The organism is Ruegeria sp. O11, from assembly GCF_056535285.1.
In genome coordinates, this window is sequence record NZ_JBQERS010000001.1 from 961,093 (window position 1) to 976,113 (window position 15,021).

At 57.2% G+C, this 15,021-nt stretch carries 15 protein-coding genes; 8 read left to right on the forward strand and 7 right to left on the reverse strand.

Going from position 1 to position 15,021, the window contains the following annotated elements; all coding sequences use genetic code 11:
• Nucleotides 1-51: 51 nt before the first annotated feature.
• Nucleotides 52-831, forward strand: coding sequence for an exodeoxyribonuclease III (gene xth, locus ACRZ91_RS04805; RefSeq protein ID WP_480903001.1), 780 nt, complete (start codon nucleotides 52-54; stop codon nucleotides 829-831).
• 4 nt (nucleotides 832-835) lie between these two features.
• On the opposite strand, the gene ACRZ91_RS04810 is transcribed toward xth, so the two are convergent.
• Entirely contained in the window at nucleotides 836-1,987 is a 1,152-nt protein-coding gene (locus ACRZ91_RS04810) for an FAD-dependent monooxygenase (protein WP_480903003.1), read from the reverse strand.
• A 72-nt stretch (nucleotides 1,988-2,059) separates the two neighbouring features.
• Entirely contained in the window at nucleotides 2,060-2,482 is a 423-nt protein-coding gene (gene dksA / locus ACRZ91_RS04815) for an RNA polymerase-binding protein DksA (RefSeq protein ID WP_010440598.1), read from the reverse strand.
• A 376-nt stretch (nucleotides 2,483-2,858) separates the two neighbouring features.
• Between dksA and ACRZ91_RS04820 the strand changes: the two genes are divergently transcribed.
• From ACRZ91_RS04820 to ACRZ91_RS04850, 7 genes are all read left to right on the forward strand, one after another.
• Nucleotides 2,859-3,704, forward strand: a complete 846-nt coding sequence (locus tag ACRZ91_RS04820; RefSeq protein WP_480903005.1) for an AAA family ATPase — start codon at nucleotides 2,859-2,861, stop codon at nucleotides 3,702-3,704.
• 90 nt (nucleotides 3,705-3,794) lie between these two features.
• A complete protein-coding gene (locus ACRZ91_RS04825; protein WP_170470839.1) occupies nucleotides 3,795-4,244 on the forward strand; it encodes a GNAT family N-acetyltransferase in 450 nt (149 codons plus the stop codon).
• Complete coding sequence (locus ACRZ91_RS04830; protein WP_480903008.1) at nucleotides 4,241-5,605, forward strand: DUF2927 domain-containing protein; 1,365 nt, start codon at nucleotides 4,241-4,243, stop codon at nucleotides 5,603-5,605. The genes ACRZ91_RS04825 and ACRZ91_RS04830 overlap by 4 nt, the downstream gene beginning before the upstream one ends.
• 6 nt (nucleotides 5,606-5,611) lie before the next feature.
• Complete coding sequence (locus ACRZ91_RS04835) at nucleotides 5,612-5,779, forward strand: hypothetical protein (protein ID WP_170540334.1); 168 nt, start codon at nucleotides 5,612-5,614, stop codon at nucleotides 5,777-5,779.
• A 4-nt stretch (nucleotides 5,780-5,783) separates the two neighbouring features.
• On the forward strand, nucleotides 5,784-6,968 hold the full coding sequence (locus tag ACRZ91_RS04840) for a vWA domain-containing protein (RefSeq protein ID WP_480903010.1): 1,185 nt from the start codon (nucleotides 5,784-5,786) through the stop codon (nucleotides 6,966-6,968).
• Nucleotides 6,969-7,127: 159 nt separating this feature from the next.
• Nucleotides 7,128-8,894 carry a hypothetical protein gene (locus ACRZ91_RS04845; RefSeq protein ID WP_480903012.1) on the forward strand — a complete coding sequence of 589 codons (1,767 nt, stop codon included), beginning with the start codon at nucleotides 7,128-7,130 and terminating at the stop codon, nucleotides 8,892-8,894.
• An 85-nt stretch (nucleotides 8,895-8,979) separates the two neighbouring features.
• Nucleotides 8,980-9,669: a M48 family metallopeptidase gene (locus ACRZ91_RS04850; protein ID WP_170540452.1), complete on the forward strand. Its 690-nt coding sequence runs from the start codon at nucleotides 8,980-8,982 to the stop codon at nucleotides 9,667-9,669.
• Between the two features lie 68 nt (nucleotides 9,670-9,737).
• Here ACRZ91_RS04850 and ACRZ91_RS04855 read toward each other — a convergent pair whose 3' ends face one another.
• The 5 genes from ACRZ91_RS04855 to ACRZ91_RS04875 are packed head-to-tail and all read right to left on the reverse strand — an operon-like array spanning nucleotide 9,738 to nucleotide 14,958.
• On the reverse strand, nucleotides 9,738-10,280 hold the full coding sequence (locus tag ACRZ91_RS04855; RefSeq protein ID WP_480655248.1) for an RSP_2648 family PIN domain-containing protein: 543 nt from the start codon (nucleotides 10,278-10,280) through the stop codon (nucleotides 9,738-9,740).
• Nucleotides 10,277-11,479 carry an RSP_2647 family RNA methyltransferase gene (locus tag ACRZ91_RS04860; protein ID WP_480903015.1) on the reverse strand — a complete coding sequence of 401 codons (1,203 nt, stop codon included), beginning with the start codon at nucleotides 11,477-11,479 and terminating at the stop codon, nucleotides 10,277-10,279. The genes ACRZ91_RS04855 and ACRZ91_RS04860 overlap by 4 nt, the downstream gene beginning before the upstream one ends.
• Nucleotides 11,480-11,520: 41 nt before the next feature.
• Nucleotides 11,521-11,793: a hypothetical protein gene (locus ACRZ91_RS04865; RefSeq protein ID WP_170773279.1), complete on the reverse strand. Its 273-nt coding sequence runs from the start codon at nucleotides 11,791-11,793 to the stop codon at nucleotides 11,521-11,523.
• Nucleotides 11,780-14,572 (reverse strand): [protein-PII] uridylyltransferase family protein, encoded by a 2,793-nt coding sequence (locus ACRZ91_RS04870; RefSeq protein WP_480903017.1) that lies wholly within the window; start codon nucleotides 14,570-14,572, stop codon nucleotides 11,780-11,782. The genes ACRZ91_RS04865 and ACRZ91_RS04870 overlap by 14 nt, the downstream gene beginning before the upstream one ends.
• Nucleotides 14,569-14,958: a nuclear transport factor 2 family protein gene (locus ACRZ91_RS04875; RefSeq protein ID WP_170540464.1), complete on the reverse strand. Its 390-nt coding sequence runs from the start codon at nucleotides 14,956-14,958 to the stop codon at nucleotides 14,569-14,571. Before ACRZ91_RS04875 ends, ACRZ91_RS04870 begins: the two co-directional genes overlap by 4 nt.
• Nucleotides 14,959-15,021: the final 63 nt, after the last annotated feature.

Genomic DNA, 15,021 nt, shown 5'->3' on the forward strand with positions numbered 1-15,021 from the left:
CGTCAGGTGCAATCTGCGCGATAGGTTGCGGATGGCACCGGAGGATCGCGCATGAAAATCGCCACGTTCAACATCAACGGGATAAAAGCTCGGGCCGAGGCGCTACCGCGCTGGTTGGATGAGGCGCAGCCGGATGTCGTTTTGCTGCAGGAAATCAAATCGATTGATGAGAATTTCCCAAGCGAGTTATTCGAAGAACGCGGATATAACGTAGAAACCCATGGGCAAAAAAGCTTCAACGGCGTCGCAATCCTTTCGAAACTACCGTTGGAGGATGTCTCCCGAGGCCTTCCCGGTGATGACGACGATGAACAGGCCCGTTGGATCGAAGCGACTGTCATCGGGAAAAAAGCTCTTCGCATCTGTGGGCTGTATCTGCCTAACGGCAATCCGGTGCCGGGGCCGAAATATGACTACAAACTTGCGTGGATGGAGCGCCTTTATGAGCGCGCGCGCGATTTTCTGGCCACCGAAGAGCCCGCGCTGATGGCCGGGGACTACAACATCATTCCGCAAGCCGAGGATGCAAAACGACCCGACGCCTGGCGCGAGGACGCTCTTTTTCGGCCCGAAAGCCGCGCTGCATTTCGAAAAATCTTGAACTTGGGCTTTACCGAAGCCTTCCGCGCTCGCACGCATGGTCCGGGTCATTATTCGTTCTGGGACTATCAGGCCGGTGCGTGGAACAGAAACGACGGGATTCGGATAGATCACTTCCTTCTGACTCCGCAGGCAGCAGATCTGATGCGCGATTGTCGGATCGACTTCGAGATTCGTGGGCACGAAAAACCTTCGGACCATGTGCCGGTTTGGGTCGATCTCGATATCTGATGGCTTACGCCGTCGCGTCGTAGCTGTAGATCCATTCATAGCGCCGCGCCAAGCGTGGGCCGATTGCCATCAACGCGGCTTGTGCAGCCAGTCGCATTGGTCCACGCAGGTGGAAATTGCGCGCATTTGCACCGGCGGCGGCGACTACTTGCTTTGCCCGAGGTCGGCGGCGTGCCTCGTACGCGGTTAGCGCTTGCCGTATGCCAGACTGCTCATCGAAAGATCGGGCCAACATCCAAGCGTCTTCAAGCGCGAGGCAGGCGCCTTGCGCCATAAACGGCAGAGTCGGATGGGCTGCATCCCCCAACAACGCAACACGTCCGTTTTGCCAGCGGCTCGCGACAGGCCGCAGGAACAAGGCCCAGATATTTGGGTCTTGAACTTGCCCGAGAATGTCACCAACCAATCCGCCAAAATCACTAAATCGCGCCCTCAAATCCGCAGGATCGCCGCGCAACCGCCAGCCTTCTTCCTGCCAATCAGAGCGCTCTTCAATCGCGACAACGTTCATCAAGGTATGGTCACGAAGGGGATAGGTCACGACATGCCGCCCCGGACCCATGGTCAAAACAGCACAAGGCTTTTGATCGCGACGCGCCCAAGGGATTGTCGCCCGCCAGGCCACCTGATGTGTGAAGGCTGGCACCTCGGGACCATTCAACCCAGCACGGATTTCGCTTCGCCCACCATCTGCAGCAATTGCGCAATCAACGCAGAATCTGGTGCCGTCTTCCAATGCAAGCTCGGCTTCAGATGGATGTTTACGCACCTGTGAAACTCGCGCGCCCAATCGAAACTCGACCCCTTTGCGAATCGCTGCTTTGTACAACAATCCCAGCAGATCAGCGCGATGATAATAATAGGTCGGTCCTGCAGCGGGAGCAGGTACCTCGCTGACAGAGCTGCCCGCCCGATAGTCGCGCAGCACCGTTCCGTAGGACCGCAAACCCGCCTGCGGCGTTTCGTCAATGACGTTTAGGGCGCGCAGGACAACCATACCGTTTTCACTGATCTGCAGACCAGCGCCGACTTCGGTAAGTTCTTTTGCCTGCTCAAAAACAGTTACTTCGGCTCCGCGCTGCCGCAATGCCATCGCTGACGCGATTCCGCCTATGCCGCCGCCGATGACGCCAAATTTCAGACCGTTGATCCTCATAGCCCTGCCTTAACGCAAAAACGCCGGGGCGACATGCCCCGGCGTTGATGTTTTATCTTGATTATCCAGCGATCAATCGTCGCGGTGGACCTTTTCACGGCGTTCGTGGCGCTCTTGCGCTTCCAAGGTCATCGTCGCGATTGGACGTGCGTCCAGACGCTTCAACGAGATCGGATCGCCGGTTTTCTCGCAATACCCGTATTCACCCTCGTCAATACGGCGCAGGGCCGAGTCGATTTTGGCCACCAGCTTGCGCTGACGATCCCGGGTGCGCAGTTCCAACGCGCGGTCGGTCTCTTCGCTTGCGCGATCGGCGACATCAGGAATGTTACGGGTGTTGTCCTGCAACCCTTCGATCGTATCGCGGCTGCCTGCGAGTAGTTCTGTCTTCCAATCCATCAGCTTGCGGCGAAAATACTCAAGCTGTCGATCATTCATGAAAGGCTCATCTTCAGCCGGTCGATAATCGTCCGGCAGAAAAACTTCCTGCTTCATATTTGCTCCCTCGGTATGGCCTGAAACGTCTGTTGCTGTTGTATTAGCTGACATTCGGCACCCCCTTCTGCGGAGCGTGTATCCGACGGCGCTGAGATTGTCACTACACAAACGTGTCGCTCGTCGCCGCGTCACTCCGCCTGCTCTAATAATGAGACTTGTAACAACAAAACCTTGTTTTTCTGTGGTTATCACATGGCGTTTTTCGGGCACTCTCAGCCACCAGGCTAATTTGATGCAGGCGAATCGCCCGAGAGGGATTGAACTCACGGTAGAATTCATCTCAGCGCGACGCAGCGACCCGGCTTGTAAAAACACCTGCTCCTCTGTAACCCCTGCAAAGCAAACACCGCCCTAACACCATATGAGGGGTCCAATGACCGCACGTTTCAAAGGCACCGCAGAATATGTTGCCACCGACGATTTGACCATTGCTGTGAATGCTGCCGTCACCCTGGAACGCCCTCTGCTGGTCAAGGGTGAGCCCGGAACCGGCAAGACTGAGCTGGCGAAACAGGTTGCGGGTGCTTTGGGGCTGGCGATGATCGAGTGGAACGTGAAATCCACTACCCGCGCGCAACAGGGCCTGTATGAATACGACGCCGTCAGCCGTCTTCGTGACAGCCAGCTTGGCGATGAACGGGTGCATGAGGTGTCGAACTACATCCGCAAGGGCAAGCTGTGGCAGGCTTTTGACGCCGATGAAAAGGTGGTTCTGCTGATCGATGAGATCGACAAGGCCGACATCGAATTTCCCAACGATCTGCTTCAGGAACTCGATAAGATGGAGTTCCACGTCTACGAGACCGGCGAGACGATCAGGGCCAAGAACCGCCCAATCGTGATCATCACCTCAAATAACGAAAAGGAACTGCCCGATGCGTTCCTACGCCGCTGTTTCTTCCACTACATTCGCTTCCCGGATGAGGCCACGATGCGCCGGATCGTCGAGGTGCATCACCCCGGCATCAAAGACGCTCTGCTGACCACTGCACTAACCCAGTTCTACGAAATCCGCGAGACACAGGGGTTGAAGAAAAAACCCTCGACTTCGGAGGTGCTGGACTGGCTGAAGTTGCTCTTAGCTGAGGATTTAAGTGCCGAGGATCTGAAGCGCGACGGCGTTAACGCGCTGCCAAAACTGCATGGTGCGCTTCTAAAAAATGAGCAGGACGTACATCTGTTTGAACGGCTGGCCTTTATGGCGCGCAGCAAGCGGTGATCACGGCTTGTCATCGGTACGCTCGGATGTCAGCATTGCGTTAACGAAAAACCCCGCGACAATCGGGCCTCCAGAGCAGGAAACATGACAATGTCGACCACCCCCACAATCCGCCCTTTGCGACCAGAGGATCGGGATCAATGGGCGGAGATGTGGCGTGACTACCTTGCATTTTACGAAACCGAGGTGCCGGATACGACTTACAAAAGCACCTTTGCAAGGCTCTTAGGTGATGATCCGAATGACTTTTCCTGTTTTGTCGCCGATCTGGATGGGCAGCTGCTCGGGCTGACTCACTACCTTTTTCATCGCCACGCCTGGAAAGAGGAAAGTGTCTGCTATCTGCAGGATCTCTATGCCCGCCCCGAAGCGCGTGGAACCGGTGTTGGACGCGCCTTGATTCAAGCCGTCTACGACGAAGCGGACAGGCAGAAAGCCCCCTCAGTCTATTGGCTGACACAGGAAAACAACCATACCGCGCGCAAACTCTATGACCGCATCGGCAAGTTGTCGCCGTTCCTAAAGTATCAGCGACCATGAGGCTTTTGGGCGCAACCCTCCTTCTGGCGGCGCTTTCCGCCTGCACCACGGTCGACCGGATTGAGACGCCGACCCGTACCCAGGTGATCGAAGCATCGCTGCCGCCGTCTAAATCCTTCGGTGCGGCCCGTCCCAGCCCGCCTGCCCGTTCAAACAAGAATATCGCCGCCGATTTCCTCTCGCTGCATTTCGCGCTTGAAAGCGGCGCGGAACTTCCGGTCTTTACTCGGTTCGACGAGCCGATCACAGTGCGCCTGACTGGGACACCCCCTCCAACGATGCAAACCGACCTGAGCCGGCTACTGACACGGCTGCAACGGGAAGCGAAGATCGACATCCGACAGATTCCAGAGGGTCAGGCGAATATCACCATCGAGGCTGTAGGCCAGAAACAGATCCGCCGCATCCTACCGCAGGCTGCGTGTTTCGTCGTTCCAAACTCTTCAAGCCTGGAAGAATACCGCCGCGACCGGCGGAAGAAGAAAAGCAACTGGACCGAACTTCGCAGCCGCGAGAGGATCGGAATTTTCATCCCCTATGATGCCAGCCCTCAGGAAATTCGCGATTGCCTGCATGAAGAGTTGGCTCAGGCCCTTGGGCCGCTGAACGATCTCTACCGCCTGCCGGATTCTGTGTTCAACGACGATAACTTTCACACGGTTCTGACCGGGTTCGACATGTTGATCCTGCGAACGGCCTACTCGCCCGAGTTGCAGAACGGTATGACAAGCGAACAGGTCGCGGCGGTTTTGCCCGGTGTCCTAAGCCGCCTGAACCCGCGCGGGGATCGCGTTGCACCGCAACCGGCAACCGAGACACCCCGCGCCTGGATAAACGCAGTACAGCGCGCATTGGGGGCTGGTGCGGGCACCGCCAAGCGGGTCAATGCCGCGAAAGAAGCGGCACAGATCGGGCAACAACAAGGCTGGACGGACCACCGCCGCGCCTACCCGCATTACCTGCTGGGGCGCATGGGGCAGTTCGACGACCCCGAAGCCGCGCAGAGGCAATATGACATCGCGAAGAAGTACCTGCGTTCCACACCCGGGACAGAGGTCCAGCGCGCCCATATCACAGCCCAGACTGCGGCATTTGCCTTGGCGCAGGGTCAAGGAGCGCAGGCGCTGCCCGAATTGAACAATGCGATTGATGTCATGACGCGATCCGAAAACGCCGCGCTGCTGGCGACTTTGTTGCTGCTGAAATCCGAAGCTTTGCGCCAGTCTGGGCAAATTGATCAGGCACGCAGCGTTCGGCTGGACAGTATCGGGTGGGCGCGCTACGGCTTCGGCTCGGAATTGGTGGCACGCTCGGTATCGCAAGACATTGCGCAAGCGGCCGCCGCAGGTACGGGTGGATAACGGCATATGGTTGTGGTTTTGGGCATGGCACTTTTGGGGGCTTTGCTGGGCATTCGAACTGCGCGGAAACGCAATGGCAGCGGTGCAGATATGGCCCAGTATGCTGCCGGATACGGGATCGCTTTTGCGCTAATCGGACTGGTGATCTCGCTGGTTCTGGTGCGATTGGTTTAAAGATATGTTCCTGCCCTTTTTCGAGAATCTCCGAAACGCCGGTATTCCCGTTTCCTTACGCGAATACCTGACTTTTCTGGAGGGAATGAAAAAGGGCCTCGCCACCTACGATGTCGAAGCCTTCTACTACCTCGCCCGCGTATCGATGGTGAAGGACGAACGCAATATCGACAAGTTCGACCGTGCCTTTGCCGCAAGTTTCGAAGGCCTGGACGCAATCAGTTTTGAGCAGGTGCTCGAGGCCGTCGATATTCCCGCCGAATGGCTGGAGAAGATGGCTGAAAAACATCTGAGCGAAGAGGAAAAGGCCGAGATCGAGGCGCTGGGTGGTTTTGACAAGCTGATGGAGAAACTGCGCGAACGCCTGAAAGATCAGCAAGGCCGACATCAAGGCGGCAACAAATGGATCGGGACAGCAGGCACCTCGCCATTCGGGGCCTATGGCTACAATCCCGAAGGCGTGCGCATCGGCCAGAAAGAAAGCCGCCATCAACGCGCGGTTAAAGTCTGGGACAAGCGTGAATTCAAGAACATGGATGACACGGTTGAACTCGGCACCCGCAACATCAAGGTCGCCCTGAAACGCCTGCGCCGCTGGGCGCGTGAGGGTGCTGCGGAAGAGCTGGATCTGGATGGCACAATCCGTGCCACCGCCGAGCATGGCTATCTGGATGTCAAAACACGTCCTGAACGGCACAACGCCGTCAAAGTGCTTTTGTTTCTCGATGTGGGTGGTTCAATGGACCCGCATATCAAGGTGGTCGAAGAGCTGTTCTCGGCCGCGCGGACCGAGTTCAAGCATCTGGAATACTACTACTTCCACAATTGCCTCTATGAAGGTGTCTGGCGTGACAACCGCCGCCGCTGGGATCAGCAGACGCCAACGCACGAAGTGCTGCGCACATACGGGCCGGACTACAAATGCATCTTCGTTGGCGACGCTTCGATGAGCCCCTATGAGATCGCCTACCCCGGCGGCGCAAATGAACATTGGAACCAGGAGGCCGGTCAGGTCTGGCTGCAGCGCGCGCGCGAACAGTGGACATCGAACCTATGGATCAACCCGGTGCCCGAGAAGTATTGGGAATACACCCATTCGATCAGCATGATCCGCGAGATTTTTGAAGATCGCATGGTGCCGATGACTTTGGCGGGTCTGGAACAGGGTATGCGGGAGCTGACACGTTAGGGCCGTTGGAATTCTGATTGGTCGAAAACGGGAAACAATCAGGCTGAAATCTAATGATTCACGCTCCAAAATGAGTACTCCGGAAACAATCTAAGCTAAGTTCCCCACCTCTCTCAAATCCATGATATACCGAGCAGGGTTTGAGGCTGGGGGGCTGAGATGACCAATTCCAAATTCCGCAATATTCTGACGTCTGTTTTGACGGTTATTTCGCTGGTTCTTACATCGGGAGCTGTCGCTACCATTATGCTGGGTCCCGATGCGGCTTATGCCAAGAACGACAAGAGCAATGGTAACGGGAGGGGACCAGGCCGCAGTGGCGGTAAAGGAAAATCCGGCAAAGGCAATGACGGCACCAAGGGCGGTAAAGGAAAATCCGGTAAAGGCCATGGGGCCAAAAGCACAGATAAAGATGCAGGTGGTGCCAAGTTCAATACTCGACGCTCAGGCAAAGCTTTTAGATTCAATAAAAATCAGAATGCAAAATCCCAACGGTCGGCCAAGAACAAGAATAAGGGACAGAACAGCAAGGTACGGGAAACTACACTGGCGGGCTTTGGACGAGAGTTCAAACGCGATGTTGAGCAGCTTTTCGGAAAACGCACGCGATCGAAATCCAATACAAGTGCCAACCGGGTAAAGAAAAGTTACCGTCAAGCTTCCGTAGCTCCGCTCGAGCATTCCCCGCGTCCTGTTGCCCGTACAGATTATTATTCCAAGCGCCATGTCGACAAAAAACCCAGCACGCGTCGTTACCGCGACCCGCTTGTCGCGGCGATCACCGATCCCTATGGCTCGGACAAGCTGCGTAATCTGAATGCATCCAAGGCGGCGGCGCCGGCGTTCCGCAATGCCTCAGCCAACAGCAATGTGGGCAAGATCGCGACCTATCAGGCTGCCGCGGAAACCTACTATGACCTGCGCGATGACCTCTATGAGGAGCGCCGTGAACTGCGTGATCTGAACGAAAGCTATGATGGCCGCAGCAGCGAAGACATCGCTGATGACATCGCCGCGCTCGATCCTGCAGACCCGAATTACGAAGACGATCTCAGTTCGCTTGAGGATGAACTGCGTGATGCAGAAACCTATGAAGAGGCGCGCGACGATCTGCGCGCCGATGTGAGGGATCTGAGATACGAAACCCGCGACGCATTGCAAGATGCGGAGGCTGCCTTTTATGACGCTTCGAAAGGGCGGACATTGACCAAGGCGACGCTGGGCGAGTTCCATGGTTATCTCGACCTGCCACAGCCAGGTTACCGGCACAAGGACTGGGCAACGATCCAGCCGGTGCCTTACGATCCTGATGACTACAGCTATTCGGATGATAAGACGTTCTATGATGAAACCGACTATCGACTGCGCTACGACAAGCCATATTCCGATCGCAAGAAGGATCGCTACCGCTATTACCGCGACCCGCTTGTCGCGGCGATCACCGATCCCTATGGCTCGGACAAGCTGCGTAACCTGAATGCGTCCAAGGCGGCAGCGCCGGCGTTCCGCAACGCCTCAGCAAACAGCAATGTGGGCAAGATCGCGACCTATCAGGCTGCGGCGGAAACCTATTACGACCTGCGCGATGACCTCTATGAGGCGCGCCGCGAACTGCGTGACCTGAACGAAAGCTATGATGGCCGCAGCAGCGAAGACATCGCTGATGACATCGCCGCGCTCGATCCTGCAGACCCGAATTACGAAGACGATCTCAGTTCGCTTGAGGATGAACTGCGTGATGCAGAAACCTATGAAGAGGCGCGCGACGATCTGCGCGCCGATGTGAGGGATCTGAGAATTGACACCTTGGTCGCAGAGAAAGAGGCCGAACATGCGTTTTTCGAAGCTTCAAAGGGCGCGGTTTTGACTAAGCAGTCGCTCTCCGAGTTCCACTCGAACCTTCAGTTGCCAACGCCAAGTCAGTAGCAATCGTCTACGCAACACCCTCCAATCGGGCCTGTATCTGGAATAGCGACTTGCCTCTACAGGGCGGGCCGCCCATATCTAACACATGCTCCGATTAACACCCATCTTGCTGGCCATCGCCTATGCCGTCGTCATGTATCGGATTTCCGTTTGGCGCACGCATCGCGAGCTGGATGCAAAATCGACTGAGTTGGCTGATCCCGCTCTCAAACGTATGACCGACCGATTGGCGGCAGCTTTGGAAATCGATCGTGTGCCAGTCTACATCTACGAAATCGATCCGGTGAACGGTCTGGCAGCCCCTGATGGACGCATTTTCATTACACGTGGATTCTATCGAAAGTTTCACAATGGCGAGGTTTCGGCAGAAGAAATGGCGAGCGTCATCGCGCACGAGCTTGGACATGTAGCACTGGGACACGCCCGGCGGCGCATGATCGATTTTTCCGGCCAAAATGCGCTGCGGGCGGCGTTGATGATGCTGTTGAACCGTTTTATTCCGTTCATCGGTGCGTGGATCGCGAATATGCTGACACATCTGTTGGCCTCGCGATTGTCGCGTGGCGACGAGTATGAGGCAGATGAGTATGCCGCGGCGCTTTTGACAAAAGCCGGAATTGGGATTGGGCCGCAGAAGTCATTGTTCCACAAGCTTGAAGATCTGACACAACAGCGTGCAGGCGTAGCACCAGCCTGGCTGATGAGCCACCCGAAAACGGATGAGCGGATTGCAGCGTTGGAGGTGTTGGAACAAAAGTGGGGCGTTGGTGGTTAGTTTGGAAGCGAGGGGCCAGCCCCTCGCACACCCCGGAGTATTTTTGGCCAGATGAAGAAAATCCTGCGTCAGTCGGCGAGCGCTTTGCCTAGTCTTGGCAGCCGTACTTTCTTCATCAGTGCGCGTAATGTCCAGTTATCGCCCGATAGGCGGTTGGCGACTGACAGAACGCTGGTAGCGATTTGCGACATGCCTTCTGGATCCGAAAGCCAGAAACCGTGCAGCAACCCATCGGGGTCGCGCCGATCAAGCCCTTCTTCGGCAAGGATGTTTTTTGGAAAGTCTTTGGCGTTGACGGTGACTATGGCATCCGACGAGCTTGTGACTGCTGTTGCCAGAACATGGATATCTGCCGCATCCGGCAGCCATAGACGTTGCTCTGCTCCGGGTGCGGCAGGATGCTCGGCATCTGGCCAATTTGCCTGAACCAATGCGATTTCGGCACGTGCCTGTACCTCGCCCTCCGGGCCGAGTTTGCGCGCCGCGCGGGCCCATTCTTCCAAGATGCGCGCGGACCAGACAGGTGTAAAATGGCCAAGCTTGGCGGCGCCCAGCAACATTTCTCGCATCACCGTTGGATAGATGACGCAGGTATCCAGAACCGCTTTCACAGCCGGTAAAACACAGCTTTGAGGTAACCGCTTTCGGCTAGTTGCGGCAGTTGCGGGTGGTCAGGGCCCGCAAATCCGGTATGGATCAGTTGGGCTCGTCTCCCTGCGCGTCCGATCCCGCGCGAAGACGCATCACGGAAGCGTCCCAAATCGGCGGCATGAGAACAGGAGCAGAGGCCAAGGTAACCGCCGGGCTTGACCAGCGGTGCTGCCAGACGTGCGATGCGCTCATACGCGCGCAAGCCTGCGTCCAGCGCCTGTTTCGAGGGTGCAAAGGCTGGAGGATCGCAGATTACAACGTCGAATTCTGCACCCTCTTCCCCCAGCTTGGCCAGCACATCGAAGGCATCCCCTTGACGGGTCTGAAAACGGTCGGCAAACCCTGATACCTCAGCGCCCTTTGCCGCCAATTCCAAAGCCGCCGCCGATCCATCAACCGACACGGCGTGTGCCGCGCCGCCCGCCAGCATGGCCAAGCCGAATCCACCGACATGACTAAAAACATCCAGTACACGCGCACCGGGGTGAACCAACTTGGCGGCAAACGCATGATTGGGGCGCTGGTCATAAAACAGGCCGGTTTTCTGCCCGCCCGTCAGGTCGGCCATATATGTTGCACCGTTCATGGGCACCGGCAGCGGTGCCTCGGGCGCAGTGCCGCGGAGGGCCAGGCTGAGATCGTCCAGCCCTTCCAAACCGCGCGTGCGGCCCGAGGCATTTTTCAACACCGTAGATACCCCGGTGACTTTGACCAGCGCGTCGGTCAGCGCATCGAGATGCGCCTCGGCCCATGCGGCGTTTGGCTGGATCACGCAGGCATCTCCGAAGCGGTCGATGATGACACCCGGAAACCCATCCGCCTCAGCATGGATCAGACGGTAGCATGGGGCATCAAACAAGTTTTCGCGCATCTCAAGCGCATGGCGAAGTCGCGTTTCGAACCAATCCGCGGTCAGCTGTGTCCCGATATCGCGATCCAGCACCCGGCACATGATCTTCGAGGCCGGGTTTACTGTGACCAGAGCGATGGGTGCGCGTTTATCATCTTCGAGCACAGCCAATGCTCCGGCTTCGATTTTTCGAGTCCGGCGGTCGGTCACGATGTCATTGGCATAGACCCATGGAAACCCATGGCGAAGGCCACGCGCGTTGGCCTTGGGTTTCAAACGGATACGGGGGCGTTCGGATGAATTTGTCATGGCGCCCTCATAGTCGCGAATACGCAGGGGTAAAAGCCCTGTTAGCGGTTGCGATTGCGCCAGCCGCCACGCCGCTTGGGCGCTTGGGCAGTTTGCAGCCCTTCGGCCAGTACCTGCGTCATTGGGTGGTCTTCTGCCTGAGCCGAGTAAATCGAATGCAGAGAGCTCACGGCCTGTTTCTGATCGCGGTCTACAGGCAGGCTCAGCGCCCAGTCCAGAAAAATGCTGCGGCATTCAGGCAAGGTGATGCCTTCAATCCGATAAGCTTCGCGGATCAGACCTTTATGGTCGTTCGGATCATCATTGCGTGCCATCTTCAATCTCCCCAACCACGCCGCTGATCAACTGGGCGGCCCTACTGTAACTGTCCTTCAAGGCAGATTGCAGCTGCTCGACCTGATCGAACCCGGTGGCCCGGCACAGGAAGGCTGTGCCTCCCTCGCCAATCTTATCGGCCTCAATCACTTTTCCCGACAGCAGCCGCGCTGCGCATTGCACCGACCAGCATAAGTCGTAACAGTCCCTGAGGGTTTGTGCCTGCGCGACATCCAGCAACGCGGCTGCGACAGCGCCGTCAAGACCCGAAGCCACGTCGCGCTGAGAAAGCCCCGCCATCAAAGCTCCAGTTTCAGCCAACAATTCGATATCCATCATGCGGCCCGGTCCGTTCTTGGCGTCCCACACTCCGGCGGGTGCTTTGGCGGCAGCAAGCCGGGCTCGCATTTCGGCAACCTCTTTCAGAACCATGTCCCTATCGCGTGGTTGCGACAGGAATTCAGCGCGAAAGGTCTCGATATCCTCCGCCAGCTCAGCATCGCCCGCAACAACATGGGCTCGGGTCAGCGCCAGGTGTTCCCACACCCAGGCTTCATTCTGCTGGTAGTTGGTGAAGCTGCCCCAACTGGTGGCTACTGGCCCCTGATTGCCCGAAGGTCGAAGGCGCATGTCGACCTCATAAAGACGCCCCTGCGACATCGGCGCGCTGAGCGCTGTTATCAGGGCTTGGGTAAACCGAGCGTAATATGTCCGCGTGGCCAGCGGGCGGGGGCCATCAGACATGTCCTGATCCTGTGGGTCGTAGATGACAATCATGTCCAGATCGGATTGCGAGTTGATGCGCCCTGCCCCAAGCGATCCCATGCCCAGAACCGCGGCGCCACGCCCCGGCGCAGGGCCGTGCTTTTTGGCAAACTGCTCGACAACGCAAGGCAGCACCGCCGCGATAACGGCCTGCGCAAGTTCAGCATATTGCCGCCCGGCCTGCGCCCCGTTGATCAATCCGCGCAGATGATGCACGCCGATGCGAAAGTGCCATTCCTTGCACCAGCGACGCGCAAAATCCAGCTGCGTTTCATAGTCGTCTTCTTCTGTCAGGGCCCGTGAAAGATCGGCCCGCAACGTAGTCAGCCCCGGCCAGTCGCTGAAGAAACTTCCGCCTATCACCGCGTCAAAAACAGAGGCATTGCGCGAAAGATGGGTGGCAAGAGCGTGAGATGTACCGACGATATCGACCAGCAGATCGATCAGTTGCGGATTCGCCTCAAACAGTGAAAACAGCTGCACCCCGGCTGGCAATCCAGACAGAAACCCGTCCAACGCAAGCAACGCTTCTTCGGGTTTCGCGGTCTTTGCCAGTCGCGATAAAAGCTCGGGCCTTAGCCGCTCGAATATCCGAGCCCCCCGCTGAGACCGAAGCGCCGGGTAGGTGGGCCAGCGGGCCAGAACACCCTTGTCGAATTCGAACTCTTGTAGCTGCGCAGGCTGCGCGCCCGGTCCGGGGGCAAAGAACCCTTCAGTCAATTCGTGCACTTCGGTCAGGCGGCGGGTCAGATCGGCAGTCAGTTCGTCGCTACTGATGCCCATCAGGCAGGCAACCCGTTCGATCCCGTCTTCTGAGTTTGGAACTTTATGGGTTTGAGCATCATGTACCATTTGGATGCGATGCTCGACCTCGCGATGGGCGCGGTAATGATCCGTTAGTTTTACGGTGACATCCTCGGGCACCCAGCCTTTCGACGCCAGCGCCGCCAAACCAGGCACGGTTCCCCGCACCCGCAGGTCAGGGTCGCGGCCTCCTGCGATCAGTTGGCGGGTCTGAGTAAAGAACTCAATCTCGCGTATACCGCCCTGCCCCAGCTTCATATCATGACCTGGAATCGAGAGGCTGCCACCAGTTCCCTTATTCTCGCGAATGCGCAGACGCATGTCATGAGCGTCTTGAATCGCGGCAAAATCCAAGTGCCGGCGCCAGACGAACGGGCGCAACGCATCCAAAAACCTCTGCCCCGCCGCGATATCCCCGGCACAAGGTCGCGCCTTGATATAGGCCGCGCGCTCCCACGTGCGTCCAAGGCTTTCGTAGTACCGCTCAGCCGCTTCCATCGCCAGACACACAGGCGTGACTGCCGGGTCAGGGCGCAGGCGCAGATCAGTGCGGAATACATATCCATCCGCCGTTTTGTCGCTGAGCGTCGCACAAAAGTTACGCGTGGCGCGAACCATTCCCTGCCGGGCCTCGTAAAAATCATCAGGGTCGAAACGTGTTTCATCGAACATCACGATCAGGTCGATATCCGAGCTATAGTTCAGCTCGTGCGCACCCATCTTGCCCATCGCCAGAATGACCATACCGGCAGCGGTTTCGACATCGTCTTCAGTCATGCCCGGCAGCTTTCCACGCCGAATTAGAGCTGCGATCTCGGCCTTCGCTGCCACATCGGTGGCCAGCGCTCCGAAATCGGTCAGCGCAGCAGTCACTTTTTCCAACGGCCACGCACCCGCCAGATCTGCGAGGGCCGTCAGCAATGCCATGCGCCGTTTTGCTTGCCGTAATCCGGGTTTCAACTTATCCGATGGCAGCTTCCGAGTCGCCTCCATCACATCCGCGAATGACTGGTCTGGTCGCTGCAGCGCTTGCGGCAGCCAATCCCGTTCTTGGTCGATCAATCCCTTAAGATAGGGGCTGGAGCCAGCAGTTCCTGCGATCAACTCACCCTGTTCGGTCGTCAGATCGGGCAGTGCAGCACGTGTTTCCTGCCCTAGTTCGGCATGAAATGCACGCGGTAGACGGTTTATGGCGAGAGCGTCACTCATGCTTTATCCAAAGGGGTGTCCTGGCTGAAGCTGTTGACCCAAACGTCATGCCGCCGCTCCCAAAGTGATGAGATCAGCATCGCTTCCCATTCTTCTCTGTCGGGTCGCCGATAATCTGCGCGGTACGAGAGCAAAACTATGTCCGCCGACAAAACACGCAGTCTGGTGTCGCTGAGTTCATACTGTGCCATCGTCGGCGCATCGGCAAATTGCCCGACATGATCATCGCGATTTGCAAAACCGCTCGGATAAACGCCCAGAAAATCCGCGCACAATAGCGCGCGGTCAGCTTGAGCGTTGCCATCGACCAACGCCTCCCACACCTGCTTTTCCAACAATAGAATTTCATCAAGGGTTGGAGGGTTGGTGTTCTCGTCGTTTTCCATATGCCTATGTCTTGTGACCGATGAATATCAGATACAGCCAAGGCAAACACTTGGATCGATTAA